The organism is Pseudomonas sp. (genome assembly GCF_049653025.1).
GTDB lineage: Bacteria > Pseudomonadota > Gammaproteobacteria > Pseudomonadales > Pseudomonadaceae > Aquipseudomonas.
Map to the genome: position 1 here is coordinate 101,089 of NZ_JBASFM010000019.1, position 24,214 is coordinate 125,302.

Sequence of the window (24,214 nt, forward strand, 5' to 3'; positions counted from 1 at the left end):
GCTGCCGCCATGTAGCCGGTGTGACGTTAGCGTTGCGGATTTGTGACCGGCGCATCCCCGCGTTCGCGCACCCAGAACACCGTCGCCCCAGCCACCGCCGCCGGCATCATCAGGATATTCAGCCCCGGCACCAGCAAGGCGGCGTAGGTGATGCCGCCAAAACCCAGGCTCTGCCAGCGCTTCTCACGCAGCCAGGCGAGCATGTCCTGCCAGCTCATCTTGTTGTTGTCCGCTGGGTAATCGATGTACTGAATCGCCATCATCCAAACGCCGAACAGCAGCCACAGCGGCGCGGCGATCAGGTTGAGCACCGGGATAAAGGTCAGGATCAGCAGGGCGATGGCGCGTGGCAGAAAGTAGCCCAGTTTGCGCAGCTCGCGGCTCAGGGTGCGCGGCACCATGGCCATCAGCTCGGCCCAGCTGAACGGTGGAAAGTCGTCCTGGCCGCGCACCACCACTTCGACTTTCTCCGCGAGAAAGCCGTTAAACGGCGCGGCGATGATATTGGCCAGCAGGGTGAAGGTGAAAAACACCATCAGCAGCACCAGCACCACAAACAGCGGCCACAGCACGTATTCGAGAAAACTCAGCCAGCTCGGCAGGCTGGGCATAAAGGTGTCGACCCAGCCACCGAACTGCTGCATGGCCACGCCGATCAGGGCGCTAAACAGGATCAGGTTGATGCTCAGCGGCAGCAGCACGAATAGCCGCAAACCGGGGCTCAGGACCAGTTTCAGGCCTTCGCTGAGGTATTGCGGGCCGGTCAGTACGGGGGCAGACATGGCAAGTCTCCGCGAGATGAAAGTCGCGCCGACCTTACCGGCTTTGTGTGGCAGGGGAAAGCGCCGGCAATAGCTGCTAACGATTGCAGGGGGCCTTCATAGGGCTTGCCTATACAGGGCATTGGCAAAGCATATTTCCGCCGTGCTGCAGGTGGGCATAGGCTGCGCGGCATCCCTTTGCGGGGCTTCCGACCTTACTGCCTTCCCCTAGGTACTCGCGGAAGTCCCTTTTTATTGCTGCCGGCGCTGCCGGGAGGAGTTGCTGATGTCTGCCAATCGTCATGCCCGCGTGATTATTCTGGGCTCCGGCCCTGCCGGCTATAGCGCTGCGGTGTACGCCGCCCGGGCCAATCTGAAGCCGTTGCTGATTACCGGCATGCAGGCCGGCGGCCAGCTGACCACCACCACCGAGGTGGATAACTGGCCGGGCGATGTACACGGCCTGACCGGGCCTGCACTGATGCAGCGTATGCAGGAGCACGCCGAGCGCTTCGAGACCGAGATCGTCTATGACCATATCAATGCCGTGGACCTGGCCGGCAAACCGTTCACCCTGGTCGGCGACAGCGGCACCTACAGCTGCGATGCGTTGATCATCGCCACCGGAGCCAGTGCCCGTTACCTGGGCTTGCCCAGCGAAGAACGCTTTATGGGCAAGGGCGTTTCCGCTTGCGCCACCTGCGATGGGTTCTTCTACCGCAACCGCGAAGTGGCGGTGGTCGGTGGTGGCAACACCGCGGTGGAGGAGGCGCTGTACCTGGCCAATATCGCCAGCAAGGTGACCCTGGTACACCGCCGTGAAACCTTCCGCGCCGAGAAGATCCTGCAGGACAAGCTGCAGGCGCGGGTCGCCGAAGGCAAGATCGTGCTCAAGCTCAACGCCGAAGTGGACGAAGTGCTCGGCAACAATATGGGCGTAACCGGCGTGCGGGTGAAGAACAACGATGGCAGCTTCGATGAGTTGAGCGTTGACGGCCTGTTCGTCGCCATCGGCCATACGCCGAACACCTCGTTGTTCGAGGGGCAGCTGGCGCTCAAGGACGGCTATCTGGTGGTTAACGGTGGCCGCGAAGGCAATGCCACCGCTACCAGCATTCCCGGTGTGTTTGCCGCTGGCGATGTGGCCGATCATGTCTACCGCCAGGCGATCACCTCAGCCGGTGCCGGCTGCATGGCGGCGCTGGATGTGGAGCGTTATCTCGACGGTCAGTAGGTCTGAGAATGCAAAGACCTTGATGTGAACCGCAATGCCGTCGACCTGAATCAGGTCGGCGGCATTTTTATTTGTCCGAGAAAAGCATCTTATAAGAGGCGATACGGGCTTCGTAGGAGGCGCTTTAGCGGCGAGCTTTTAGTGGTCGTATCGCGGCTAAAGCCCCTCCCACATCAGCGGTGGCTTCTCAGACCCAAGTGTTGAGCTTCAAGTCCCGCGAGCTCATCCGCAGGAACTGGTCACTGGCCTTGACCAGTAGGGCGTGTTCATCGACGGTCAGTTCGCTGCTCTTTTTGCCCTGCGCCTCGCTGCGGTACAGGGTTTTGTCACCTTCTTCGCGCAGGCGTTGGTAGCGCTGGCTGCGCGCCTCGACCTTGAGCGTTAGTAGGTCAACATAGGCGACCTGCATCTGCTCGCTTTGCCCGGTTTCCAGGGCGCAGCGCTGCAGGGCCGGGGTGTGGGTGAAGGGTGAGTCGGAGAGCATCACCTGCTGGCATTCGCTGAGGTCCGGGCGCGGCTCGCCGTTGTGGAACCAGTTGCCACGAATGTCGCGCTTGAGGTTGAGGCTGCGCTGGCCGTGATTGTCGACCTTTAGCCACAGGCGGCGAAAGCGCCAGCGCGGGTCACAGTTGAGCACGTAGGTGGCGGCGATGCTGTTGCCGCGCAGGTTCTGCATCAGGTGGCTGGTGGCGTTGATGCCGTGCTCATCGGTGCTCAGGCGCAGGTTTTCCACGCCGGGGTTGTGCCATGGTTTCCATACCAAGGTCTGCTGCATGCAAGCGACTCCAAGCCAGGTAGGGGGCGAGTACGGGGAAGGGCGGCCAAGGTGCTGGACGAAACACCTTCCCTGGCGTTCTCGTTCGACTGATGGCGCGCAGCATAAGGCGGTTGGACTGTGATGTCTGTCAGCTTTTGCCGACAGTTGCGCAACTTTCTGCGCGCTGTTTTGGTGCGTGCGACCCGCCTGGGACCTGGCTTACAGCGCCTTGCGTTGCAGCGAAGGCTGGTCGAAGCGTACGCCGGCCAGGCCGGTGCTGATCAGGGCGCGGATATTGCCGTGGTCGTTGCCGTCCGGGGTGGCCAGCACGCTGCGGTAGTGTTCGCCAAAGCACAGCAGGGTTTCTTCCAGGCTCAGGCCTTCGAGCAGGGCCAGGCCGAGGGTCTTGCATGAGCCTTCGTTCTGCCCGGCAGCGTTCGCCACGTTGCCATTGCTGAAGGCGCTGGGTTGGTATTGGTAGTGTTCGCTAATAAAAGTCAGGGTTTCGGCGAAGGTGAAGTGCTCGCTGCGCAGGTGTGCGCGGAAATCGTTGAGGCTGTTCATGCGTTTTTTCCTTTGCTGAAGGCGGCCTGCTGCTCGGCGCTGGCTTCCTTCTGGTATTTGGCTTTCCACTCGGCATACGGCATGCCGTAGACCTCTTCACGCGCCTCATCCGGGGTGATGGCGACGCCAATATCGTCGGCTGCCGCCTTGAACCATTTGGACAGGCAGTTACGGCAGAAACCGGCGAGGTTCATCATGTCGATGTTCTGCACATCGGGGCGCGAACGCAGGTGATGGACCAGGCTGCGAAAGGCGGCGGCTTCGAGTTCGAGGCGTTCTTGCTCGGTCATAGCGATGTTCTCAGAGGCGGGTGGGGCGGTGGCGGCGATGATAAGAGCATGGGGCGTGCTGTCAATTATTTCCCCGGACGCAGGCCTGATCTGGCGCGGCCCTAGTGAGCGAATCGAACGATTTGCACCGTCGGTTAGCCTTCAGGAACGCCCCAATCTCGATTGCTAGCTCGGCAGGGCTAGCGCTGCTGAGGAAACGTTTACATTGAAAGCCCATGAACATTGGAAGGCGGTAGCGTATTCGAGCTTCTTCTCTCTCTCGATTGCAGTCCAAGTACGAACGTTGCAGTTGCCGGTTCACGATGAGCGCAACACATTCCTCAGTTTCAAAGGATGGTAGGAGTAGTGCGCTTAGGGGGTGACGTGAAATTGCCGTCACAAGTTCTGAGTAACCAGCATCGAGATCAGAAGGGTAGGTCATGAAACCGGACGAAAGCACAACGACCGTTGGGTCGAGAGTTTTTTTCAATAATTGCCCGGTAATTCAGAACATTTTTGCGCGCATACGCAACATAGCCATGAGTTCTAATGAAGTGAGAGATGTCCCCGACGTTCTCGATGAAGTAAATGTCTAGATCAACCACCGGAATGCCAAAATTCGTCGACAGCAACGCGCCAACCGTCGACTTTCCTGCCCCACCTGGGCCAAGGATATGCGCAGTAGTAGTTGTCATAACGGCTAACAGGTTCTTAGCGGTGGCCGGCGAGGGTGATCGACACCGATTCGGCAAAGCGCAGGGCGTGCAGCTTGTCGACTTCCACTTCGGCGTAGCGTACGGCGGGGTTGGCCATGACCAGGTCGAGAATTTCCTGGGTCAGGCGTTCGAGGAGGGCGAAGCGATTCTCCTCGACATGGCGGATCACCGCCTTAGTAATGGTGCGGTAGTTGAGGGCGTGGTCGATATCGTTATCGCGCACCGCTTCTACTGCCGGGTAAAGGATGGTCAGGTTGATCAGCACGTCCTGCTTGTTGTTGATCTCCTCTTCCTTGATTCCGATATAGGTGCGCAGGCGCAGGTCCTTGACGCGGATGCGCGCCATCCCAGGTTCCAGTCGCGGCATTACTTGTTCCGTCCAATCAGTTGCAGGAATTCGTGGCGAGTGTTGCACGATTCGCGGAAGGCGCCGAGCATCACCGAGGAGGTCATCACCGAGTTCTGTTTCTCCACCCCGCGCATCATCATGCACATGTGCTTGGCTTCGATCACCACGGCCACGCCGGCGGCGTTGGTGACCTGCTGGATGGCATCGGCGATCTGCTTGGTCAGGCTCTCCTGGATCTGCAGGCGACGGGCGAACATGTCGACGATCCGCGCCACTTTCGACAGGCCGAGCACCTTGCCGGTCGGGATATAGGCCACGTGGGCCTTGCCGATAAACGGCAGCATGTGGTGCTCGCACAGCGAGTACAGCTCAATCTCACGCACGATCACCATCTCGTCGTTATCCGACTCGAACAATGCACCGTTGACCACTTCTTCCAGGCTCTGCTGGTAGCCGTTACACAGGTACTGCATGGCCTTGGCCGCGCGTTCTGGCGTGTCGAGCAGGCCTTCGCGTTCAGGGTTCTCACCGACGCCGAGAAGAATTTCGCGGTAGTGGTCGGGCAATTCTGGGTTCATCGCAGGGGTCCTCGCGGCCAGGCTCATTTGAGCTGGCGGCCGCCGTTGACAGTCAAAGTGGTGCCGGTGACGTAGGGGTTGTCGAGCAGGTAGCGCAAGCTTTGGTAGATCACCTGTGGCCCGGGTTCGATGCCCAGTGCCGATTTATTCAGGGTGTTAGTGCGGTAGTCGGCGTCGTCGTCCGGGTTGAACATGATCAGCGCTGGGGCAATGCCGTTGACCTTGATCTGCGGCGCAAAGCGCGCAGCCAGCGACAGCGTCAGGCTCTCCAGCCCAGCCTTGCTGGCGCAGTAGGCCGGCCGCTTGGCGCTGCCTTTGCGGGTTACGTCATCGCTGATATGGATGATGTCGGCGGGCGTTGAGCGACGCAGCAGCGCCTCGCAGTGCAGGTTGATCAGGTAGGGCGCAAGCATGTGGACGCTGAACAGCTGTTGGAAGGCTGCGGCTTCCTCGCCCGGCGTTTCGTCCAGCCAGTCGGAGGCGTTGTGCACGATCGCGCGCAGGCAGTCGGTGTGGCTTTTCAGCTGTTCAATAAACGCCAGAATGCCGGCTTCGCTGGAAAAGTCCGCCGGCAGTGCCAGCGCGCCGCGCTGCCTGAGCGCGGCAATGCCCTCCCGCTCGCTGCGGTAGGTGACGATCAGCGCGTGACCGTCATCCAGCAGGCGCTCGGCGCAATGCAGGCCGATGCGCTGGCTGGCTCCGGTAATCAGAATGGGGGCGGCGCTGATGTTCATGCGGGCTCTGCCGAGAGAAAAGGACGCTGCGCTGGGAGGGGCAGGCCAGCACGGCACGACGTGGATTGGGGTCTGCACGACGTTATACCAGCAGTACGCACTGTACAACCGCGTGGGTAGCGTAGGCCTTCGCTGCAGGTGCACGAATACGGCCAGCAGCTGGGTTACACTGCGGGCAATCTTCGCCGTGATACCTGCCGCCATGCCTGATCTTGCCGCTGCTTCGTCCCTGGTTTCGAGTGCCCTCAGGCAGGAGGAGTTGTTCCCCATTCGCGAGGTGTCGCGTCTGACCGGCGTCAACCCGGTGACCTTGCGGGCCTGGGAACGGCGCTATGGGCTGATTCAGCCGACGCGTACCGACAGTGGTCATCGTCTGTATTCGCAGGCCGATATCGAGGCGGTACGTAGCATCCTGGCGTGGATCGAGCGCGGTGTGGCGGTGAGCAAGGTCGGCAAGATTCTGGCCAAAAGCGGCTCGATCAAAACTGCCAGTGCGCCGCTGTATGGCGAGGTTGGCGGCAGCGAATGGGGCGAATGGCAGGCCCAGTTGCGCCGTGCCATCGGTGCGTTTGACGAGGTGAAACTGGATCGCCTGTACGGCCAGATATTCTCCAGCTATCCACTGCCTGTGGCGTTTCAGGACATCCTGATGCCGCTGTGGCAGGAGCTGCTGCTGCGTCAGGATGATTACGGCCAGACCAGCGAATGGCTGTTCCTCGATACCTTCCTGCGGGCCCGCACCCTGCAGCGCCTACAGGTGCTGCGCGGCCAGGCCGACGCGCGGGTGCTGCTTGCCGCCTTGCCAGGGCATTGCCGCGAGCTGGAGTTGCTGGTCGCCGGCTTGCTGCTGAGCAGCTCGGAGATGGCGGTCAGCGTGCTGGGGCTGGGGCAGCCGCTGGCAGAGTTGACCTTGGTGTGCGAGAAGATGCAGCCGCAAGCGCTGGTGCTGTTTTCCAACCAGCCGCCCAGTGATGATTTGCCGCGCTTGCTGGCGCGTCTGGCCTTGGCGCTGGATTGCCCGCTGCTGATGGCTGGTGACGGTGCCGACCTGGCACAAGAGAGCCTCAGCGGCTCGCCAATTGCCTGCCTGGGCAATGAAGGACGCATGATGCAGCGCCGCTTGCAGCAGTTCCTGGCGGGCCACCTCGACACCTGATTACTCCCGCGCAACACCTGATGCGCTTTCTTTACGACTGAGCGGGCGAGGCGTGCCTATGCCGCTCGATCAGCCGTGCGGCGCAGCGCGTTGCCGGTACGGCTGGTTGCACTGCTCCAGGTTCTCGCGCAGGTCGAAAGTCAGATGCTGATTTGCGACCTGCGCATGGATGCTCAGTGGCTTGCCAATACTCACGGCCAGGCGGGGCGGGCTGCGTTGTTCTGCCGCTGCGCCGGGTTGGTAGAGTTGGCGAATAAACGCCAGTTCTGCTTGGGTCAGGAGGGCCTGTTCTTGCATGGGAACGGTCTGTTTAAAGCTCTTGGTGCTGTTGTGACCCTACCTGTTTGGATTAGTTACTACCGCTCGTCGCCTGCAGTCGTGCCAGTTCGGCCTTGAGGGTGGCCAGTTCGGCCTCCAGCTGGATGACCCGTTCCTGTGCTTCTACCTGCTCGGTGACGTTCTTCTGGATGCCGATGAAGTAGGTCAGCTGGTCGGCTTCATTGTGCACTGGGGTGATCGACAGTTCGTTCCAGAACGGGCTGCCATCCTTGCGGTAGTTGCGGATGATCTGTCGGCAGGGGCGCTGGCTTTTCACCGCTTCGCGGATGATCGCCAGGCCGGGCTGATCGCGGTCGTCGCCCTGGAGGAAGCGGCAGTCCTGATAGAGGATGTCTTCGCTGGTATAGCCGGTGAGTTTCTCAAAGGCGGGGTTGGCATAGATCAGGATGTTGTCGTCGCCTTCCTGTTCGGCCACCACAATGCCGTCGTTGGAGGCGTTGATCACCAGTTGCAGCAGTTTGGCGTTGATCATGAGGCGATTTCCCGGTCTATGTTCGCGATGTCGCTGCAGTCTAAAACATCCAGGCGGGCGGTTCACTTGCGGCATAATGCCCGCCGTTACTGACTTGGTTCTGACTGTTGCGGAGTTGTGTATGAAAATCGCCATCCTTTCCGGCTCGGTGTACGGCACCGCCGAGGAAGTTGCCCGTCACGCCGAGCGCGTGCTCAACAATGCCGGCTTCGAAGCCTGGCACAACCCCCGCGCCAGTTTGGCCGATGTGCAGGCGTTTGCGCCCCAGGCGTTTCTGGCGGTGACTTCGACCACCGGCATGGGCGAACTGCCGGATAACCTGCAGCCCCTGTATTTTGCCATTCGTGACCACCTGCCGGCCTGGAGCGGCCTGCCAGGCGGGGTGATCGCCCTGGGCGATTCCAGCTATGGCGACACCTTCTGTGGCGGCGGCGAGCTGGTACGCGAGCTGTATGCCGAGCTGGGCATTCGCGAGATACAACCCATGCTGCGCCTGGACAGTAGCGAAAGCGTGACCCCGGAAAGCGACGCCGAGCCCTGGCTGGCCGAGTTTATCGCCGCGCTGCAAGGCTGAAGGCTTCCCCAAACAGCTTGGTGACCTGCAAGGCCACCAAGCTGGCCGCCAGAGCGACTCACCTTTGCCGCATCCCTCGCTAGACTCCTTGGCACTTCAATAAGAAAGCCGAGGAATCCGTCATGACCGTTGCCCACGCACTGCCTTCCTTTAATGTCAAAACCCAGGTGTCCGCCGCCGAATGGCAGGCCCGCGTCGACCTGGCGGCGTGTTATCGGTTGATCGCGCTGCACGGCTGGGATGACCTGATCTTCACCCATATCTCGGCGAAGATTCCCGGCAGCGAAGAGTTCCTGATCAACCCCTTCGGCCTGATGTTTCACGAGATCACCGCCTCTAGCCTGGTAAAGATCGATATTTCCGGCAAGAAGCTGATGGACAGCCCGTACGACATCAACCCGGCCGGCTACACCATTCATAGCGCCGTGCACGAGGTGCGCCATGATGTGGCCTGTGTGCTGCACATCCACACCCCGGCCGGCATCGCCGTATCGGCGCAGAAACAGGGTTTGTTGCCGCTGTCGCAGCAGTCGCTGTTCGTTCTCGCCAGCCTGGCTTACCACGGCTATGAAGGCGTGGCGCTGAACCATGACGAGAAGGCGCGTCTGCAGGCGGACCTGGGCGAGAAGAACTTTATGATCCTGCCCAACCACGGCCTGCTCACCGCCGGTGGCAGCATCGCCGACACCTTCCTGATGATGTTCACCTTGCAGCGCGCCTGCGAAGTGCAGGTCATGGCGCAGAGCGGCGGCACCGAGCTGATCCATATTCCGCCGCAGATTCTCGACGGGGCCCGCGCGATGATCGCCGGCGTGATGAAAAGTCCGCAGGGCATGGGCGGCCAACTGGCCTGGCCGTCGCTGTTGCGCAAGCTGGATCAGCAAATGCCAGGTTACGACGCGTGACCGCGCTGCCAGGTATCGCCCTGGAGGCCTGGCGTGGCCTGGGCCAAAGCTTCAACTTCAACGGCCATGCCGTGCGCTACTGGACGGCGGGCGACCCCGCTGCCGAGCCGTTGCTGCTGATCCATGGCTTTCCCACCGCCAGCTGGGACTGGCATTACCTGTGGCAGCCGCTGGCGCAGAAATATCGGGTAATCGCCTGCGACATGCTCGGTTTTGGCTATTCGGCCAAGCCGCGCGGGCATGCCTACAGCCTGCTGGAGCAAGCCGATTTGCAACAGGCCTTGCTCGAGCATTTGGCGATTCAGGGGCCGCTGCATGTGCTGGCCCATGACTACGGCGACAGTGTGGCCCAGGAACTGTTGGCGCGACACCACGAGGGGCGCATCCAACTGGCCAGCTGCGTGTTTCTCAATGGTGGTCTGTTTCCGGAAACCCATCATCCGGTGCTGGTGCAGAAGCTGTTGCTTAGCCCCATTGGCTCGCTGATTGGCCGGCTATTTAGCCGCAAAAAGCTGGCAGCCAGCTTTGCCCAGGTATTCGGCCCGCACACTCAGCCAAGCGCCCGCGAGCTGGATGATTTCTGGAGCCTGATTGCCGCCAATAATGGCCCCGCGGTGATGCATCGACTGATCCGCTATATCCTCGACCGCCGCGTCAACCGCGATCGTTGGGTGGCGGCGATGCAGAGCACTGCCGTGCCGCTGCGGGTGATCGACGGCGCGCGCGATCCGATTTCCGGGGCGCATATGGTGGCGCGTTATCGCGAGCTGATTGCCAACGCCGACACCGTGCTGCTGGAGCAGATCGGCCACTATCCGCAAACCGAGGCACCCGCAGAGGTGCTGGCGCATTACCTGCAATTCCGTGAACGGCTAGCAGGCGGTTGAAAAACTACCTGCGTTGGCAATACGGCGTTAAAAACGGCCTCGGAATGCTCATTTACAGCTCGTAAACTCCGCTTCCTCGGCCGTTTTTGCCTTGTCTTGCCGGCCTCGCCTACGTTTTTCAACTGCCTGCTGGAGGCCACTAGATGCAACGACGTACTGTCCTGAAAGGAGCCGCTCTCGGCGGTGTAGCGGTGTTGGGCGCGGGGTTCTGGGCATTGCCCAGTGGTGTGGCACCGGCTGCGGTGAGCCTGCAAGGCGCGCAGCAGGTGTTGGCTGGGCTGGTCGATAAACCGCTGGCGAGCCTCAAGGGCTGGAGCCCGGCCGAGGTGTTCAACCACTGCGCGCAGAGCATCGAGTATTCCATCAGCGGTTATCCCGAACTCAAACCCGGCTGGTTTCGCAGCAGCGTCGGCCCGCTGGCGTTCAGCGTATTTGCCGCGCGCGGGGCCATGCGTCATCCGCTGCAGGAGGCCATTCCCGGCGCTGCGGCGCTCAGTGAACCGGCCAGCCAGGCGCTGGCGCTCAGCCGTTTACAGCAGGCCTTTGCCGATTTCGCCGCCTATCAGGGTGACTTGCAGCCGCATTTTGCCTATGGCGTGCTTAGCCATGGCGATTACGCTCAGGCCCATGTGCTGCATCTCTACAATCACTTGAGCCTGATTAGACCTGCCTGACTATCCCGCTGCTTTATTGCGCACCATTCAGCGCTGCTCGTGTCTATTGTGACCAGAGCACGTCTGCTGGACACTCAGGGCATTGTTAATCTGCCGAGGAATGCTGCATGAGCGACGCCATCCGTTTTCAAGATCAGGTTGTAATCGTCACCGGGGCCGGCGGCGGTCTGGGCCGCGCCCATGCGCTGCTGTTCGCCAAACACGGTGCCAAGGTGGTGGTCAACGATCTGGGCGGCAGCACCCACGGTGAAGGCGCCAATGCGTCGGCAGCGGACAAAGTGGTTGAAGAAATCCGTGCCGCGGGCGGCACCGCAGTGGCCAATCATGACTCGGTGACCGACGGCGAGAAGATTGTGCAGTGCGCCCTGGACACCTTCGGCCGCATTGATGTGGTGGTAAACAACGCCGGCATCCTGCGCGACAAGACCTTCCACAAGATGGAAGACGCCGACTGGGACCTGGTTTACAAGGTGCACGTCGAGGGCGCTTACAAGGTCACCCGCGCCGCCTGGCCGCATATGCGCGAGCAGGGTTATGGCCGCATCATCTTCACCGCGTCCACCTCGGGTATCTACGGCAACTTCGGCCAGTCCAACTACGGCATGGCCAAACTCGGCCTGTATGGCCTGACTCGCACCCTGGCCATCGAAGGACGCAAGAACAACATCCTGGTCAACGCCATTGCCCCTACCGGCGGCACGCGCATGACCGAAGGCTTGATCCCGCCGCAGGTGTTCGAGCAGCTCAAGCCTGAGTTGGTCAGCCCGCTGGTGGTGTACCTGGCGAGCAGCGCCTGCGAAGAAACCTCCGGGCTGTTCGAAGTGGGCGGCGGTTGGATGGGCAAAGTGCGTTGGGAACGTAGCCTGGGTGCCGGCTTCGATCCGCGGGTCGGCTACAGCCCGGAAGATGTGGCGGCCAACTTTGCGCAGATCTGCGACTTCGAGGGCGCGGCCCATCCGAAGGACAATATCGAAGCGATGAAAGAGATGATGGCCAACCTGCAGAAGTTCGCCCTCTGATTGCGCCACTCTGGCGGGGAGATCGGTCAGCAGGCTGATTTCTCCGTCATAAAGGTTTTAAGGTGAAGGCCGGCTAAATGCCGGCCTTCAGCTTTTTAGGGAGCAGGTTATGCGCGTCATCATCGAAAAGAACGGCCCGGTCACCACCCTGATCATCAACCGCACCGAGGTGCGCAACGCCGTCGATCGGCCGACTGCCGAGGCGCTGGCGGCGGCATTACGGGCTTTTGAAGCGGATGAACAGGCGCGGGTGGCGGTGTTGGCGGGTGCCGGCGGCACCTTCTGCGCCGGCGCTGATTTGGGCGCGGTGGCCGAAGGGGCTGAGCGCATCAACCGACTGGAGGTTGAAGGCGACGGGCCGATGGGGCCAAGCCGCATGCAGCTGAGCAAGCCGCTGATTGCTGCCATCGAAGGCCATGCGGTAGCCGGCGGCCTGGAGCTGGCGCTGCTGGCCGACCTGCGGGTGATGGCGGATAACGCCGTGCTTGGGGTGTTCTGCCGGCGCTTTGGCGTGCCACTGATCGACGGCGGCACCGTGCGCCTGCCGCGGATTATCGGCCAGGGCCGCGCGCTGGATCTGATTCTCACCGGCCGCCCGGTATTGGCCGAGGAAGCGCTAAGCATGGGTCTGGTCAACCGGGTGGTCGCCGCCGGTAGCGCGTTGGCTGCTGCTCAGCAACTGGCGCTGGAGATTGCCGGCTTTCCGCAACGCTGCATGCTGGCCGACCGCGCCAGCGCCTATGCGCAGTGGGATCTGCCTTTTGTGCAGGCGCTGGGCAACGAGTTTGCCGGCGGTATGGCGGTGATTGCCAGCGGTGAAACCCAGGCCGGCGCACAGCGCTTCAAGGCTGGCACGGGGCGTCACGGCAGCTTCTGATCGGCGCGTTTACGGCTTGCCCGGAATCCCGTATTTGCGCAGGCGCATGGCAATCGCGCTGTGCGAGGTGTGCAGGCGTGCGGCCAGCTGCCGGGTGGAGGGATGGCTGGGGTAGAGCTTTTCCAGCAGGGCTTTTTCGAAGCGTGACACCGCCGCCTCTAGGCTGCTGATATCGCCCTCGGGCTGCTGTGCGGCCACCGCGGTGCCGGCGATATCCAGGTCGTCAATCTGCACCAGATTGCTTTCGCAGATGGCGGCAGCGCGGAAGATCACGTTCTGCAACTGACGCACATTGCCCGGCCAGCGGTTGCCCAGCAGCGCCGGGTAGGTGTCCGGCGTCAGGCGGCAGGGCAGGCGCTGGATCTGCGCGCAGGCCTGCTGCATAAAGTGCCGCGCCAGCAGCAGAATGTCCTGGCCGCGCTCGCGCAGGGGCGGCACTTCCAGGTTGAGCACGTTGAGGCGATAGAACAGGTCCTCGCGGAACGCGCCTTCGTTGACCATCTTCTCCAGGTCGCGGTGGGTGGCGCTAAGGATGCGCACATTGACCTTGACCTCGCTCTGCCCGCCGACTCGGCGAAAGCTGCCGTCGCTGAGAAAGCGCAGCAGCTTGGCCTGCAGGTACGGCGACATCTCGCCGATCTCATCGAGAAATACCGTGCCCTGGTTGGCCAGCTCCAGCAGGCCCGGCTTACCGCCGCGCTGGGCCCCGGTAAACGCGCCCGGGGCGTAGCCGAACAACTCGCTTTCGGCGAGGTTCTCCGGCAATGCCGCACAGTTCAACGCCAGAAACGGCGCGGTACGCCGCGTGCTGATGGCATGACAGGCGCGCGCCACCAGCTCTTTGCCGGTACCGGTTTCACCCTGGATCAGCAGCGGCGCATCCAGGGTGGCGACGCGCTGGGCGCGGGTTTTCAGGCTGCGAATTGGCGCGGAGTCACCGAGCAGCGAATCAAAGCCCTCGGCGTGATCATGGTGCAGTGCCGCCAGGCGTTCGCCGATGCGGCTCGGCGCATACAGGCTGAGCAGGCCGCCGGCCAGCTGCCGCGCGCCGCCGTCGACGCCTTCGGTGATCGGCTGCGCATCCAGCAGCAGGGTCTGGCCCTTGAGCGTGACCTCACGCATCGGCAGGCGGAAACCCTGGTCGAGCAGCGCATGGTGCAGATCGTTGTCGGCGAACAGCTCACCAATGCCCAGGCCATCAGGCTGTTGGCCACAGAGTTCGATCAGCGCCGGGTTGGCCAGCAACACGCGGCCTTGGCTGTCGACCGCCAATACCGGATCGGTCATGGCGGCGAGCAGGGCATCGAGTTGCAGATGACGGCGCTGGCCGGGGAGGATGTCGACGACGGTCACCGCCTGCACCCCGCGCACCTTGAACAGCGCCTCGCGCAGCTCGTCGAGCACCTCGGGGCTCAGGGTTGGCGCGTCGATATAGACGTTCGGCGGCACCATCTCCACCGCATCCAGGTTGAGATTGCGCCCGCCGAGCAGGGCCAGCACTTCCTGGGTGATGCCAACGCGGTCGATAAAGCTGACGTGAATACGCATGGGGACGGGCTGCTGTGGGCGATTACAGGTGCGCCAGTATGCCCGGTCTGGGCGGCTTAGTTAACCGAGCGCGGCTTGGCCGCAGGTCAGGGCCCCCGCCGTGGCACGGTCTGTTTACCCTAGGCTAGGTGGCGTGGCGGCTCGCGGATTCGAGGCTAAGCTTTTCTGCAGCGGGGCGGCATAAGCGAGTTTCGCTCCGGGATTGCAACCGCCTGGCAAGGGAGCCGCTCGCCATGAATGCCGTACCCGAGCATTACCAATCGCCCACTGTTCTGGTGGTCGACGATACCCCTGACAACCTGATGCTGATGACCGATCTGCTCAAGGACAGCTACCGGGTCAAGGCCGCCAATAGCGGCGAGAAGGCCTTGCGGGTTCTGCAGGGTGACCCGCTGCCGGACCTGATCCTGCTCGACATCATGATGCCCGGGCTGTCCGGTTATCAGGTGGCGGAGCAGCTCAAGCAGGACCCGCGCACCCGCGATATCCCGATTATCTTCCTCACCGCGATGGCGGCGACGGAGGATGAAATCCATGGCCTGGAGCTGGGTGCTGCCGACTACATCACCAAACCGATCAGCCCGCCTGTGGTCCTGGCCAGGGTCGAGACCCAGCTCAAGCTCAAGGCTGCGGCGGACTTCCTGCGCGATCAGAACGACTTTCTCGAACAGGAAGTTGCGCGTCGCACCCGCGAGGTGGCGGCCATCCAGGACGTCACCATCCAGGCCATGGCCTCGCTGGCGGAAACCCGCGACAACGAGACCGGCAACCATATCCGCCGCACCCAGCACTACGTGAAGGTGCTGGCCGAGCACCTGCGCGACCATCATCGCTTCCGCCATTTCCTCAGCGACGAGACGATCCGCCTGCTGTTCAAGTCGGCCCCGCTGCACGACATCGGCAAGATTGGCATTCCCGATCACATCCTGCTCAAACCGGGGCGTTTCACCGAAGAAGAGTTCGAGATCATGAAGACCCATACCACCCTGGGGCGTGACGCTATTCAGCATGCCGAGGATCAACTGGGCATCAGCGTGGACTTCCTGCACTTCGCCAAGGAGATCGCCTACAGCCACCAGGAAAAGTGGGACGGCAGTGGCTACCCCGAGGGGCTTTCGGCCGACGACATTCCCATCAGTGCCCGGCTGATGGCGGTGGCGGATGTCTACGACGCGCTGATCAGTCGGCGTGTGTACAAGGACGGAATGCCCCACGAACAGGCTGTCGAGATCATCCGCCAGGGGCGCGGATCACATTTCGACCCGGATGTTTGCGACGCTTTCCTGACCTGCGTCGAGCAGTTCCGGGCCATCGCCGAACGCTTTACCGACACCGATCAGGACATGGCCAAGCAGCGCACGGCGCTTGAACGCCGCGAGCAGAAATCCTGAGCGGCATACCCGGATCGCTCTCGTGGCTTTTTAATGTTGTGCTTATTGGGGATCTGTCATGAGCCGATTGCTCGCCTTGCTTGAGCGTCTTTCGCTGCGCCACAAGTTGACCCTGGGGTTCGCCGCGTTGTCGCTGCTGGTACTGCTGCTCGGGGTGCAGAGCCTGCGCACCCAGGAGTCGCTGAAGCGCGACATGCAGAAGCTCTACCGCGAGGAGTTGATCGGCATCGCCCACTTGCATGAGGCGCGGGTGCAACTGCCGCATTTGGGGCAGGCGCTGCAGCGTGCCGTCGGCACCAGCAGTGCGGCGATCCGCAGCGAAGCCCTGCAACAACTGCGCGACGCTCAAAATCGCCTGCAATTGGCGCTGGTCCAGATCAGGCCGACCCTCCTGCTCCAGGAAAACCAGGCGCGCCTCGCTGAGTTCGAACTGTTGCTGGAGCGGCTGCAGCGCGATGGCGAGGCCGCCTTGCAACTGGCCGGCCAGGGCCGCCTCGGTCAGGCCACGCAGTTGCTCGACAGCGCCGATTTCCAGCGAATGGACCAGCAGGCCGACGCCTTGCTCAATGCCATTGCCGAGGTCAAGGAAACCTCCATTCGCGATACCACCACGCAGATCGCCGCATTCGCCGAATACAGCACCATGCTCACCTACATCCTGCTGCTCGGCGGGCTGGCGCTGGCGCTGCTGCTGTCCTGGCTGGTCAGTCAGTCGATCCGCAACCCGCTCAACCGGGTGCGTTTCGCCGTCGATCAGTTAGCCGCGGGCCAGCTGGACCAGCCGATACCGCATACCGAGCTGCGCAACGAGACCGGCGACCTGGCCCGCGCCATCGCTCAGTTGCAGGCCGAGTCCCAGCAGCTGGAACGGCAGCGCTGGATCAAGGCGCAGGTCGACCAGCTGCAGGTCGAGCTGCAGTTGACGGAGACGCCCGAGGAGCTGGCGCAGGTGTTCCTGCAGCACATGGCAAACCTGCTCGGTATCTGTCAGGGGCTGCTCTACAGCCTGCACGAGGGGGATACCTGTCTGCATTTGATGGGCGGCTACGCCATCGACCCCGGGCAACCGCCGGAGGCCGAGGTGGCGGTCGGCGCGGGCCTGCTCGGGCAGTGTGCGGTTGATCGCCAGGCCCGCCAGCTGCAGGGGTTGCCGGAGCAGTTCTGGCGCTTGCGTTCGCAACTGGGCGAGTCCCCGGCCAATTACCTGTTGCTGCAGCCGGTGCAGCGCGGCGAGCGTCTGCTGGGTGTGCTCGAACTGGCCGGGTTGCAGCCGTTGACGGAGCGTGAATCCCTGCTGTTTCAGGAGGCGTTGCCCCGGCTGGCCGCGGCCATGGCCATCCTGGCGCGCAACCAGGCGATCCAGGCCCTGCTGGCGGAGACCCGTCGCCAGGCCGACGAGATGGAGGCTCAGGCACAGCAACTGGAGCAACAGGCCGGGGAGCTGGAGGCCCAGCAATCTGCCCTGCGCGCCACCGAGGCCTGGTACCGCGGGATTATCGAGGCGGCACCGGACGGCATGCTGGTGATAGATGACGAGGCGCGCATCCTGATGAGCAACCCACAACTGGACAGCCTGTTCGGCTACGCCGCCGGCGAGTTGATCGGCAACGCCATCGAGAGCCTGGTGCCGCAGGCGCACCGGGGCCATCACGTCGAGTTGCGCAATGGCTTTATCGCCCATGGCACCACGAGGCAGATGGGGGGCGGCCAGGAGGACCTGCAAGGCGTGCGCAAGGATGGCAGCCTGTTCTCGGTCGAGATCGGCCTGTCGCACCTGCCGACCCTGGAGGGCCGAGGCACCTGCGTGTGTGCCTCGGTACGCGACGTCAGTGAGCGCAGGGGCATGGAGGCCAAGCTGCGCACGGCCAGCGATAGGTTGAGTTTGGCGCAGGAGGCCGGCGATATCGGCCTGTTCGACGTCGACCTGGTCAGCGGCCGCGACTACTGGACGCCACAACTGGAAAAGATGTTCGGCCTCGAGTCGGGCGGCTTCGGCGGCACGCTGGAGCACTGGAAGGCCATGCTGCATCCCGATGATGTGGAGGCGGCCAGTAGCACCTTCGAGAATGCCGTCAACAGTGCTGCCGATCGCCTGGACATGGATTTTCGCATCGTGCGCCAGAGCGACGGGGTGGTGCGCACCTTCCGTGCCCTGACGCGCTTTTCGCGCACGCCCGAGGGGGTGCCGTTGCGCGCAACCGGGGTCAACATCGACGTCACCGAGCTGATTGAGGCGCGGGCGGTGGCCGAGGAGGCGACACGCGCCAAGAGTGATTTCCTGGCCAATATGAGCCACGAGATTCGCACGCCGATGAACGCCATCATCGGCATGAGCTACCTGGCGCTGCGCACTGAGCTGGACAACAAGCAGCGCAACTACATCGAGAAGGTGCATCGCTCGGCGGAGAACTTGCTGGGGATCATCAACGACATCCTCGACTTCTCCAAGATCGAAGCCGGCAAGATGGATATCGAGCGGATTCCCTTCCGCCTGGAGGACGTGCTCGAGGGCTTCACCAGCATGGTCGGCCTGAAGGCCGAGGACAAAGGCCTGGAGCTGCTCTACAGCCCCGCTGCTGACCTGCCCACCGCGCTGATCGGTGATCCGTTGCGCCTCGGCCAGGTGCTGATCAATCTCGGCAACAACGCCGCCAAGTTCACCGAACAGGGCGAAATAGTGCTCGGCGTGGAACGCCTGAACGGTGACGAGGTACAGGTCGAGCTGCATTTCTGGGTGCGCGATACCGGCATCGGCATGACCGAGGTGCAGTGCCAGCGGATGTTCCAGTCCTTCAGCCAGGCCGATAGCTCGACCACCCGCAAGTACGGCGGTACTGGCCTTGGCCTGTCCATTTCCAAGCGTTTGGTGGAGCTGATGGGCGGGCGCATCTGGGTGGACAGCGCGCCCGGTGTGGGCTCCACCTTCCATTTCAGCGTGAGCCTGGGCCTGCAGCGCGAGGTGCAGCCGCGGCGCATGTTCACCGTCGACGAACTGCTGGGGGTGCGCGTGCTGGTGGTGGACGACAACGCCAGCGCCCGCGAGATCCTCTCCGGCATGGCCAGCAGTTTCGGCGTCGAGGTCGACGTCGCGGACAGCGGCCGCACAGCGCTGAGCATGCTGGTGGAGGCCGAGCGCAAGGCGCTGCCCTACAACCTGGTGCTGATGGACTGGCGCATGCCGGGCATGGACGGCGTGGAGACGGTGCGGCAGATGCATAGCGTCAACCTGGCGCACACGCCGTCGGTGATCATGGTCACCGCGTTCGGTCGCGAGGAGGCCCAGGAGGAGGCCGGCAAACATGGTATCCAGCTGCCGCTGGTGCTGACCAAGCCGGTAACCCCGTCGACCCTGCTCGAGGCCATCGCCACTGTGCTGGGCAAGACCCCGCAGGCCGAAACCCGGGCCAGCGAGCGTTGCGAACAGAGCTCCAATGCCATGGCCCGGCTGCAGGGTGCGCGCCTGCTGCTGGTGGAGGACAACGAGCTGAACCGGGAGCTGGCCAGCGAGCTGCTGGGGAGTGCCGGCGTCGAGTTGTGCCTGGCCGTGCATGGCCAGGAGGCGCTCGATCGGCTGGCCGAGGATGGCGATTTCGACGGCGTGCTGATGGATTGCCAGATGCCGGTAATGGACGGCTATACCGCCACCCGCAGGATTCGCGAGCAGCCCCGCTGGGCCGAGCTGCCGGTGATCGCCATGACCGCCAATGCCATGGCCGGTGACCGTGAGAAGGCGCTGGCCTGTGGCATGAATGACCATATCTCCAAGCCGCTGAACGTCGAGGGTATGTTCGTCACCCTGGCCAAGTGGATTCACCCCAGGCCCGGGCGCGCCGCTCCTGCGGCCGAGGACTCATCCCCCGCGTCGGTTGCGCTTGCGGGGCTGCCCGCCAGCCTGCCGGGCATCGATCTGGCTGCCGGCCTGGCCACTTGCATGGGCAAGGCCGAGCTCTATCTGCGCCTGCTGCTCAAGTTCCGCTCCAGCCAGGGAGATTTCCGCAGCGAGTTCCTGGCAGCCCGCGCCGACAGCGATGCCACGGCCGCGACGCGCCAGGCCCACACCTTGCGTGGCACCGCGGGCAATATCGGTGCCCAGGCGCTTGCGCAGGCGGCCACGGCGCTGGAGCAGGCCTGTCTGGCCGGCGCAGCGGATGAGGAGCAGAACGCCCTGCTGGCGGAGGTCGAGCGCTGCCTGCAACCCGTGCTGGATGGTTTGGCGGAGCTGGTCGAGCAGGAGCCGCCCGCTGCGCCGGGGGGCTCGCTGCAGTCCGAGGCCGACCACCAGGTACGCCTGGGGCAACTCCGGCAGTTGCTGGTCGATAGTGACACCGCGGTGCTGGGTGCCCTGCGTGAGTTGCAGGATCAGGCGCTCGAGCCGAAGTTGGCCGAACGCCTGCGCAAGGTGGCCCAGCAGGTCGAGTGCTTCGATTTCGACCAGGCTCTGGCATTGCTGCAGGACATGCCCTAGCCGCAGGTCAGGCGGATGATCACTTCGCTTTCATCGATATCGATATTCAGGCGCTGCGGGTTGTAGTCCATGGTGGCGGCATCGCCTGGGGCGAGCACGCGCAGGGTCTTGGCATTGGCCTGTTGCTGCAGCTGTTCGATCAGCTCGGCGCTGGCATTCTGGCCGAGCATGTCTTGCAGGTTGTCGACATTGCACTCACCGGTGATTTCCGCGGCGGGCTGCGCCGGTTGCGACGAACTGCAGCCGGCCAGCAGGGCGAGCAGGGTAAGGCTGGCGAGGGGGTGACGAAGATCCATGGTCTATTCCTTGTCTGCAGATAGCTGCGGCCAGCCTAGCAGCCGCAGCGCTGCCTGCTCAATTGTTGCCGCTGTGGTCACCGGCAGTTGGTAAGCGGCTCTCGCAAGTCGCGACAATTTACCTACAATCGGTTTTTTCCTCAGGATAAGGCGGTCCCGTGCAACCGGTGATCTCGATTCAGCAACTGAGCAAGACCTACGCCAGCGGCCACCCGGCGCTGCAGGACATCACTCTGGATATTCGCCAGGGCGAGATATTTGCGCTGCTCGGCCCCAATGGCGCGGGCAAGACCACCCTGATCAGCATTATCTGCGGCATCGTCAATCCCGGCGCTGGGCGGGTGCTGGTGGGCGGCAAGGACATCATCCAGGACTACCGCGCCTCCCGCTCGCAGATCGGTCTGGTGCCGCAGGAGCTGGTCAGCGATGTGTTCGAGACCGTCTGGGCGACGGTGAAATTCAGCCGCGGGCTGTTTGGCAAGAAGCCCAACCCGGCCTATCTGGAGCAACTGCTCAAGGACCTGTCGCTGTGGGACAAGCGCGATGCGAAGATTTTCGAGCTGTCCGGCGGGATGAAGCGCCGGGTGATGATCGCCAAGGCGCTCTCCCATGAACCGCAGATTCTGTTTCTCGATGAGCCCACCGCCGGCGTCGACGTCGAGCTGCGCCGTGACATGTGGAACATGGTGCGCGGCCTGCGCGCGCGCGGCGTGACCATCATCCTCACCACCCACTACATCGAGGAGGCCGAGGAAATGGCCGACCGCATCGGGGTGATCAGCAAGGGCCGAATCGTCCTAGTGGAGGACAAACAGGTGCTGATGCACAAGCTCGGCAAGAAACAGCTGAGCCTGCAGCTGCAACAGCCGTTGGCCAGCATCCCCGCGGAGCTGGCGCGCTACCCCCTGGAGCTGGTCGACGAAGGCCATGCCCTGGTGTTTACCTTCGACACCCAGAGCGAGCACACCGGCATCGCCGAACTGCTCAAGGACCTGGCCCAGCACGGCCTCGACTTCAAGGATTTGCAGTCCAGCCAGAGTTCCTTGGAAGAAATATTCGTCGAATTGGTAAAAGGGGCACGCGCATGAACCTGTATGCCATCAAGGCCATCTACCTGTTCGAGCTGGCGCGCACCTGGCGCACCTTGCTGCAGAGCATCGCCACCCCGGTGATCAGCACCTCGTTGTATTTCGTGGTGTTCGGTTCGGCCATCGGTTCGAGCATGACCCAGGTGCAGGGCGTCAGTTACGGCGCGTTTATCGTGCCGGGGCTGATCATGCTGGCGCTGCTCACCGAGAGCATTTCCAATGCCTCGTTCGGCATCTACATGCCCAAGTATTCGGGGAGCATCTACGAGCTGCTGTCGGCACCGGTGTCCTACCTGGAAATCCTCATCGGTTATGTCGGCGCGGCGGCCACCAAGTCGGTGATCCTCGGCATGATCATCCTGGTTACCGCGCGGCTGTTCGTCGATTTCGAGATTCAGCATCCGTTGTGGATGGTCGCCTTCCTGATACTGACCGCGCTGACCTTCAGCCTGTTCGGTTTTATCATCGGCGTATGGGCCGATGGCTGGGAGAAGCTGCAGGTGGTGCCGGCGCTGATCGTCACGCCGCTGACCTTTCTCGGCGGCGCGTTCTACTCGATCAGCATGCTGCCACCGGCCTGGCAGACGGTGACGCTGTTCAACCCGGTGGTGTACCTGATCAGCGCGTTTCGCTGGAGCTTCTACGGCGTCTCCGACGTCAACGTCGGCCTCAGCCTGGCGATGATTCTCGGCTTTCTGCTGCTGTGCATCCTGGCCGTGGGCTGGATCTTTAAAACCGGCTATCGGCTGAAAAGCTGACGCGCGCCTAATGCGGTAGGGTGAAACGGTTCTGGTTGCGCGGCAGGGGAGTATCGCGCAACCACTGCCGTTATGGAGTGCAATGCCATGGACCATTCTGCCGCCTTGCAGGCCCTGCTGGCGCAGCTCTACCGCGATGAATCGCGCCGCGTGCTGGCCACCCTGATTCGCTTGCTGGGCGACTTCGACCTGGCCGAGGAGGCGCTGCACGAAGCCTTTCGCGCGGCCATGGAGCAATGGCCGCAGAGCGGCGTGCCGGCCAATCCGCGCGCCTGGTTGGTGTCGGCGGGGCGCTTCAAGGCCATCGACAACCTGCGTCGGCAGCGGCGTTTCCAGCCGCTGGATGAGCACTTCGACCTGGCCGATGACGCACCGGTGGACGAGGGCGAGCTGCTCGAAGACGACCGCCTGCGGTTGATCTTCACCTGCTGCCACCCGGCGCTGGCCAGCGATGCCCAGGTAGCCCTGACCCTGCGCGAAGTCTGCGACCTTGGTACCGAGGAAATCGCCCGCGCCTTTCTCACCACACCCGCCACCCTGGCCCAGCGCATCGTGCGCGCCAAGGCGAAGATTCGTGACGCACGTATCCCTTATGAAGTACCCGGGCGCAGCGAGCTGCCGGAGCGTTTGGATGCCGTGCTGCGGGTGATCTACCTGGTATTCAACGAAGGCTATTTCGCCAGCTCCGGCGACTCGCTGACCCGCGCACACCTGTCCGATGAGGCCATTCGCCTGGCGCGTCTACTGCTGGAACTGCTGCCCGAGCCGGAAGTGCAGGGCTTGCTGGCCTTGATGCTGCTGCACGAATCACGGCGCAGTGCGCGTAGCTCGGCCAGCGGCGAAGTGGTGCTGCTGGAGCAGCAGGACCGCAGCCAGTGGAACCGTGAACTGATCGCCGAGGGCGAGGCCTTGGTGTTGCAGGCGCTGCATTCGCGGCGTTTCGGTGCCTACACCCTGCAAGCCGCCATCGCCGCCGTGCATGCCGATGCCGCCAGCGCCGAGCAGACCGACTGGGCGCAGATAGTCGGGCTCTACGATGCCTTGCTGCGCCTGTATCCGTCGCCGGTAATCGCGCTCAACCGCGCCGTGGCAGTGGCCATGCATGACGGCCCCGAGGCTGGTCTGGTATTGATCGACACGCTGCTGGCCAGCGGCGACTTGGCCGATTACCACCTGGCCCATGCCGCCCGCGCCGACCTCAATCGTCGCCTGGGCCGCGTGGCCCCCGCGCGCGATGCCTACCAGCGGGCGCTGGCGCTGGCCCAGCAAGGCGCGGATCGGCAGTTTCTGCAGCGGCGTCTGGATGAGTTGCCGACCGGCTGAGCCGCCGCTTGGCGAGCGTTGGTCTGGGCTGAAAATATTCTGCGTGGCGCTGTCGATTTAGCGCCGCGCCATTCGATTAGTGAGTAACCGCGCAACAACACCGGAGAACGCCATGAAATACCTGTGCCTGGTCTACAGCAACGAGCATGAGCTGCACAACTCGCCCGACAGCCCGCATGACGAGGAATGCTTCGCCTACGCCGAGTCGGTGGCCGAAAGCGGCCGCATGCTTGCCGCCCAAGCCCTGCAGTCGGTGCAGACCGCCACCACGGTGCGTATGCGCGGTGGCAAATTGTCGATCACCGACGGGCCGTTTGCCGAGACCAAGGAACAGTTGGCGGGGTTCTATCTGGTCGAGGCCCGCGACCTCAACGAAGCGATCCAGCTGGCCGGGCATATTCCGGCGGCGCGGGTCGGTTGCGTGGAGGTGCGCCCGGTGCGTGAGCTGCAGGTCTAGCAGGCTGTGCCGATACGGCGTTA

26 protein-coding genes are annotated in these 24,214 nt (G+C 63.1%); 14 read left to right on the plus strand and 12 right to left on the minus strand.

The genetic code is table 11. The features are described from left to right. Window positions 1-26: 26 nt before the first annotated feature. A complete protein-coding gene (gene cysZ, locus WBK23_RS16395) occupies window positions 27-782 on the minus strand; it encodes a sulfate transporter CysZ (protein WP_424484990.1) in 756 nt (251 codons plus the stop codon). A gap of 265 nt (window positions 783-1,047) precedes the next feature. Here cysZ and trxB point away from each other — a divergent pair, with 265 nt between their 5' ends. Further along, the gene (trxB, locus tag WBK23_RS16400) at window positions 1,048-1,995 is read left to right on the plus strand and encodes a thioredoxin-disulfide reductase (protein ID WP_424484991.1); all 948 of its coding nucleotides are present in this window, start codon (window positions 1,048-1,050) and stop codon (window positions 1,993-1,995) included. 187 nt (window positions 1,996-2,182) lie between these two features. On the opposite strand, the gene WBK23_RS16405 is transcribed toward trxB, so the two are convergent. The 7 genes from WBK23_RS16405 to folM all read right to left on the minus strand — a co-directional run bounded on the left by WBK23_RS16405 (window position 2,183) and on the right by folM (window position 5,956). Then, window positions 2,183-2,770, minus strand: a complete 588-nt coding sequence (locus WBK23_RS16405) for a putative glycolipid-binding domain-containing protein (RefSeq protein WP_424484992.1) — start codon at window positions 2,768-2,770, stop codon at window positions 2,183-2,185. A gap of 201 nt (window positions 2,771-2,971) precedes the next feature. Then, on the minus strand, window positions 2,972-3,316 hold the full coding sequence (locus WBK23_RS16410) for a HopJ type III effector protein (protein WP_424484993.1): 345 nt from the start codon (window positions 3,314-3,316) through the stop codon (window positions 2,972-2,974). Continuing rightward, window positions 3,313-3,606 carry a DUF1244 domain-containing protein gene (locus WBK23_RS16415; protein WP_424484994.1) on the minus strand — a complete coding sequence of 98 codons (294 nt, stop codon included), beginning with the start codon at window positions 3,604-3,606 and terminating at the stop codon, window positions 3,313-3,315. The genes WBK23_RS16410 and WBK23_RS16415 overlap by 4 nt, the downstream gene beginning before the upstream one ends. A gap of 404 nt (window positions 3,607-4,010) precedes the next feature. Beyond that, a complete protein-coding gene (locus tag WBK23_RS16420) occupies window positions 4,011-4,280 on the minus strand; it encodes a shikimate kinase (RefSeq protein WP_424484995.1) in 270 nt (89 codons plus the stop codon). A gap of 16 nt (window positions 4,281-4,296) precedes the next feature. Further along, complete coding sequence (gene folX / locus WBK23_RS16425) at window positions 4,297-4,668, minus strand: dihydroneopterin triphosphate 2'-epimerase (protein WP_424484996.1); 372 nt, start codon at window positions 4,666-4,668, stop codon at window positions 4,297-4,299. Next, entirely contained in the window at window positions 4,668-5,228 is a 561-nt protein-coding gene (gene folE / locus WBK23_RS16430) for a GTP cyclohydrolase I FolE (protein ID WP_424484997.1), read from the minus strand. The genes folX and folE overlap by 1 nt, the downstream gene beginning before the upstream one ends. A 23-nt stretch (window positions 5,229-5,251) precedes the next feature. After that, window positions 5,252-5,956 carry a dihydromonapterin reductase gene (gene folM, locus WBK23_RS16435; protein WP_424485038.1) on the minus strand — a complete coding sequence of 235 codons (705 nt, stop codon included), beginning with the start codon at window positions 5,954-5,956 and terminating at the stop codon, window positions 5,252-5,254. Between the two features lie 208 nt (window positions 5,957-6,164). On the opposite strand from folM, the gene WBK23_RS16440 reads away from it, so the two are divergent. Next, on the plus strand, window positions 6,165-7,118 hold the full coding sequence (locus WBK23_RS16440) for a MerR family transcriptional regulator (protein ID WP_424484998.1): 954 nt from the start codon (window positions 6,165-6,167) through the stop codon (window positions 7,116-7,118). Window positions 7,119-7,187: 69 nt separating this feature from the next. On the opposite strand, the gene WBK23_RS16445 is transcribed toward WBK23_RS16440, so the two are convergent. Further along, window positions 7,188-7,415: a hypothetical protein gene (locus tag WBK23_RS16445; RefSeq protein WP_424484999.1), complete on the minus strand. Its 228-nt coding sequence runs from the start codon at window positions 7,413-7,415 to the stop codon at window positions 7,188-7,190. A 52-nt stretch (window positions 7,416-7,467) separates the two neighbouring features. Further along, window positions 7,468-7,929: a PAS domain-containing protein gene (locus WBK23_RS16450; RefSeq protein WP_424485000.1), complete on the minus strand. Its 462-nt coding sequence runs from the start codon at window positions 7,927-7,929 to the stop codon at window positions 7,468-7,470. A 121-nt stretch (window positions 7,930-8,050) separates the two neighbouring features. Here WBK23_RS16450 and WBK23_RS16455 point away from each other — a divergent pair, with 121 nt between their 5' ends. The 6 genes from WBK23_RS16455 to WBK23_RS16480 all read left to right on the plus strand — a co-directional run bounded on the left by WBK23_RS16455 (window position 8,051) and on the right by WBK23_RS16480 (window position 12,865). Beyond that, window positions 8,051-8,503: a flavodoxin gene (locus WBK23_RS16455; protein WP_424485001.1), complete on the plus strand. Its 453-nt coding sequence runs from the start codon at window positions 8,051-8,053 to the stop codon at window positions 8,501-8,503. Window positions 8,504-8,625: 122 nt separating this feature from the next. Beyond that, the gene (locus WBK23_RS16460) at window positions 8,626-9,408 is read left to right on the plus strand and encodes a class II aldolase/adducin family protein (RefSeq protein WP_424485002.1); all 783 of its coding nucleotides are present in this window, start codon (window positions 8,626-8,628) and stop codon (window positions 9,406-9,408) included. Then, window positions 9,405-10,295: an alpha/beta fold hydrolase gene (locus tag WBK23_RS16465; protein WP_424485003.1), complete on the plus strand. Its 891-nt coding sequence runs from the start codon at window positions 9,405-9,407 to the stop codon at window positions 10,293-10,295. Before WBK23_RS16460 ends, WBK23_RS16465 begins: the two co-directional genes overlap by 4 nt. A 143-nt stretch (window positions 10,296-10,438) precedes the next feature. After that, a complete protein-coding gene (locus WBK23_RS16470; RefSeq protein WP_424485004.1) occupies window positions 10,439-10,969 on the plus strand; it encodes a DUF1569 domain-containing protein in 531 nt (176 codons plus the stop codon). 107 nt (window positions 10,970-11,076) lie between these two features. Next, window positions 11,077-11,988 (plus strand): SDR family oxidoreductase, encoded by a 912-nt coding sequence (locus WBK23_RS16475; RefSeq protein ID WP_424485005.1) that lies wholly within the window; start codon window positions 11,077-11,079, stop codon window positions 11,986-11,988. Window positions 11,989-12,097: 109 nt separating this feature from the next. Continuing rightward, window positions 12,098-12,865 carry a crotonase/enoyl-CoA hydratase family protein gene (locus WBK23_RS16480; RefSeq protein WP_424485006.1) on the plus strand — a complete coding sequence of 256 codons (768 nt, stop codon included), beginning with the start codon at window positions 12,098-12,100 and terminating at the stop codon, window positions 12,863-12,865. Between the two features lie 9 nt (window positions 12,866-12,874). Here the strand turns inward: WBK23_RS16480 and WBK23_RS16485 are convergent, their stop codons facing one another. Further along, the gene (locus WBK23_RS16485; protein WP_424485007.1) at window positions 12,875-14,413 is read right to left on the minus strand and encodes a sigma-54-dependent transcriptional regulator; all 1,539 of its coding nucleotides are present in this window, start codon (window positions 14,411-14,413) and stop codon (window positions 12,875-12,877) included. A 233-nt stretch (window positions 14,414-14,646) separates the two neighbouring features. Between WBK23_RS16485 and WBK23_RS16490 the strand changes: the two genes are divergently transcribed. Beyond that, entirely contained in the window at window positions 14,647-15,804 is a 1,158-nt protein-coding gene (locus WBK23_RS16490) for a response regulator (protein ID WP_424485008.1), read from the plus strand. A 58-nt stretch (window positions 15,805-15,862) separates the two neighbouring features. After that, on the plus strand, window positions 15,863-20,269 hold the full coding sequence (locus WBK23_RS16495; RefSeq protein ID WP_424485009.1) for a response regulator: 4,407 nt from the start codon (window positions 15,863-15,865) through the stop codon (window positions 20,267-20,269). On the opposite strand, the gene WBK23_RS16500 is transcribed toward WBK23_RS16495, so the two are convergent. Beyond that, window positions 20,266-20,565 (minus strand): I78 family peptidase inhibitor, encoded by a 300-nt coding sequence (locus tag WBK23_RS16500; protein WP_424485010.1) that lies wholly within the window; start codon window positions 20,563-20,565, stop codon window positions 20,266-20,268. The genes WBK23_RS16495 and WBK23_RS16500 overlap by 4 nt on opposite strands. Window positions 20,566-20,723: 158 nt before the next feature. Here WBK23_RS16500 and WBK23_RS16505 point away from each other — a divergent pair, with 158 nt between their 5' ends. The 4 genes from WBK23_RS16505 to WBK23_RS16520 all read left to right on the plus strand — a co-directional run bounded on the left by WBK23_RS16505 (window position 20,724) and on the right by WBK23_RS16520 (window position 24,191). Then, window positions 20,724-21,653 carry an ABC transporter ATP-binding protein gene (locus WBK23_RS16505; RefSeq protein WP_424485011.1) on the plus strand — a complete coding sequence of 310 codons (930 nt, stop codon included), beginning with the start codon at window positions 20,724-20,726 and terminating at the stop codon, window positions 21,651-21,653. Continuing rightward, the gene (locus WBK23_RS16510; protein WP_424485012.1) at window positions 21,650-22,411 is read left to right on the plus strand and encodes an ABC transporter permease; all 762 of its coding nucleotides are present in this window, start codon (window positions 21,650-21,652) and stop codon (window positions 22,409-22,411) included. The genes WBK23_RS16505 and WBK23_RS16510 overlap by 4 nt, the downstream gene beginning before the upstream one ends. 87 nt (window positions 22,412-22,498) lie before the next feature. Further along, window positions 22,499-23,734, plus strand: a complete 1,236-nt coding sequence (locus WBK23_RS16515) for an RNA polymerase sigma factor (RefSeq protein ID WP_424485013.1) — start codon at window positions 22,499-22,501, stop codon at window positions 23,732-23,734. Between the two features lie 112 nt (window positions 23,735-23,846). Then, on the plus strand, window positions 23,847-24,191 hold the full coding sequence (locus tag WBK23_RS16520; RefSeq protein WP_424485014.1) for a YciI family protein: 345 nt from the start codon (window positions 23,847-23,849) through the stop codon (window positions 24,189-24,191). Window positions 24,192-24,214: the final 23 nt, after the last annotated feature.

What these genes read in the sequence shown, in the direction of transcription:
- WBK23_RS16440 (WP_424484998.1), top strand. Translation starts at nt 6,165, where the DNA reads ATGCCTGATCTTGCCGCTGCTTCGTCCCTGGTTTCGAGTGCCCTCAGG.
- WBK23_RS16480 (WP_424485006.1), top strand. Translation starts at nt 12,098, where the DNA reads ATGCGCGTCATCATCGAAAAGAACGGCCCGGTCACCACCCTGATCATC.
- folX (WP_424484996.1), bottom strand. Translation starts at nt 4,668, where the DNA reads ATGCCGCGACTGGAACCTGGGATGGCGCGCATCCGCGTCAAGGACCTG.
- WBK23_RS16470 (WP_424485004.1), top strand. Translation starts at nt 10,439, where the DNA reads ATGCAACGACGTACTGTCCTGAAAGGAGCCGCTCTCGGCGGTGTAGCG.
- WBK23_RS16445 (WP_424484999.1), bottom strand. Translation starts at nt 7,415, where the DNA reads ATGCAAGAACAGGCCCTCCTGACCCAAGCAGAACTGGCGTTTATTCGC.
- trxB (WP_424484991.1), top strand. Translation starts at nt 1,048, where the DNA reads ATGTCTGCCAATCGTCATGCCCGCGTGATTATTCTGGGCTCCGGCCCT.
- WBK23_RS16415 (WP_424484994.1), bottom strand. Translation starts at nt 3,606, where the DNA reads ATGACCGAGCAAGAACGCCTCGAACTCGAAGCCGCCGCCTTTCGCAGC.
- WBK23_RS16475 (WP_424485005.1), top strand. Translation starts at nt 11,077, where the DNA reads ATGAGCGACGCCATCCGTTTTCAAGATCAGGTTGTAATCGTCACCGGG.
- WBK23_RS16405 (WP_424484992.1), bottom strand. Translation starts at nt 2,770, where the DNA reads ATGCAGCAGACCTTGGTATGGAAACCATGGCACAACCCCGGCGTGGAA.
- WBK23_RS16455 (WP_424485001.1), top strand. Translation starts at nt 8,051, where the DNA reads ATGAAAATCGCCATCCTTTCCGGCTCGGTGTACGGCACCGCCGAGGAA.
- WBK23_RS16490 (WP_424485008.1), top strand. Translation starts at nt 14,647, where the DNA reads ATGAATGCCGTACCCGAGCATTACCAATCGCCCACTGTTCTGGTGGTC.
- WBK23_RS16500 (WP_424485010.1), bottom strand. Translation starts at nt 20,565, where the DNA reads ATGGATCTTCGTCACCCCCTCGCCAGCCTTACCCTGCTCGCCCTGCTG.
- folE (WP_424484997.1), bottom strand. Translation starts at nt 5,228, where the DNA reads ATGAACCCAGAATTGCCCGACCACTACCGCGAAATTCTTCTCGGCGTC.
- WBK23_RS16510 (WP_424485012.1), top strand. Translation starts at nt 21,650, where the DNA reads ATGAACCTGTATGCCATCAAGGCCATCTACCTGTTCGAGCTGGCGCGC.
- cysZ (WP_424484990.1), bottom strand. Translation starts at nt 782, where the DNA reads ATGTCTGCCCCCGTACTGACCGGCCCGCAATACCTCAGCGAAGGCCTG.
- WBK23_RS16410 (WP_424484993.1), bottom strand. Translation starts at nt 3,316, where the DNA reads ATGAACAGCCTCAACGATTTCCGCGCACACCTGCGCAGCGAGCACTTC.
- WBK23_RS16485 (WP_424485007.1), bottom strand. Translation starts at nt 14,413, where the DNA reads ATGCGTATTCACGTCAGCTTTATCGACCGCGTTGGCATCACCCAGGAA.
- WBK23_RS16420 (WP_424484995.1), bottom strand. Translation starts at nt 4,280, where the DNA reads ATGACAACTACTACTGCGCATATCCTTGGCCCAGGTGGGGCAGGAAAG.
- WBK23_RS16515 (WP_424485013.1), top strand. Translation starts at nt 22,499, where the DNA reads ATGGACCATTCTGCCGCCTTGCAGGCCCTGCTGGCGCAGCTCTACCGC.
- WBK23_RS16520 (WP_424485014.1), top strand. Translation starts at nt 23,847, where the DNA reads ATGAAATACCTGTGCCTGGTCTACAGCAACGAGCATGAGCTGCACAAC.
- WBK23_RS16460 (WP_424485002.1), top strand. Translation starts at nt 8,626, where the DNA reads ATGACCGTTGCCCACGCACTGCCTTCCTTTAATGTCAAAACCCAGGTG.
- WBK23_RS16450 (WP_424485000.1), bottom strand. Translation starts at nt 7,929, where the DNA reads ATGATCAACGCCAAACTGCTGCAACTGGTGATCAACGCCTCCAACGAC.
- WBK23_RS16495 (WP_424485009.1), top strand. Translation starts at nt 15,863, where the DNA reads ATGAGCCGATTGCTCGCCTTGCTTGAGCGTCTTTCGCTGCGCCACAAG.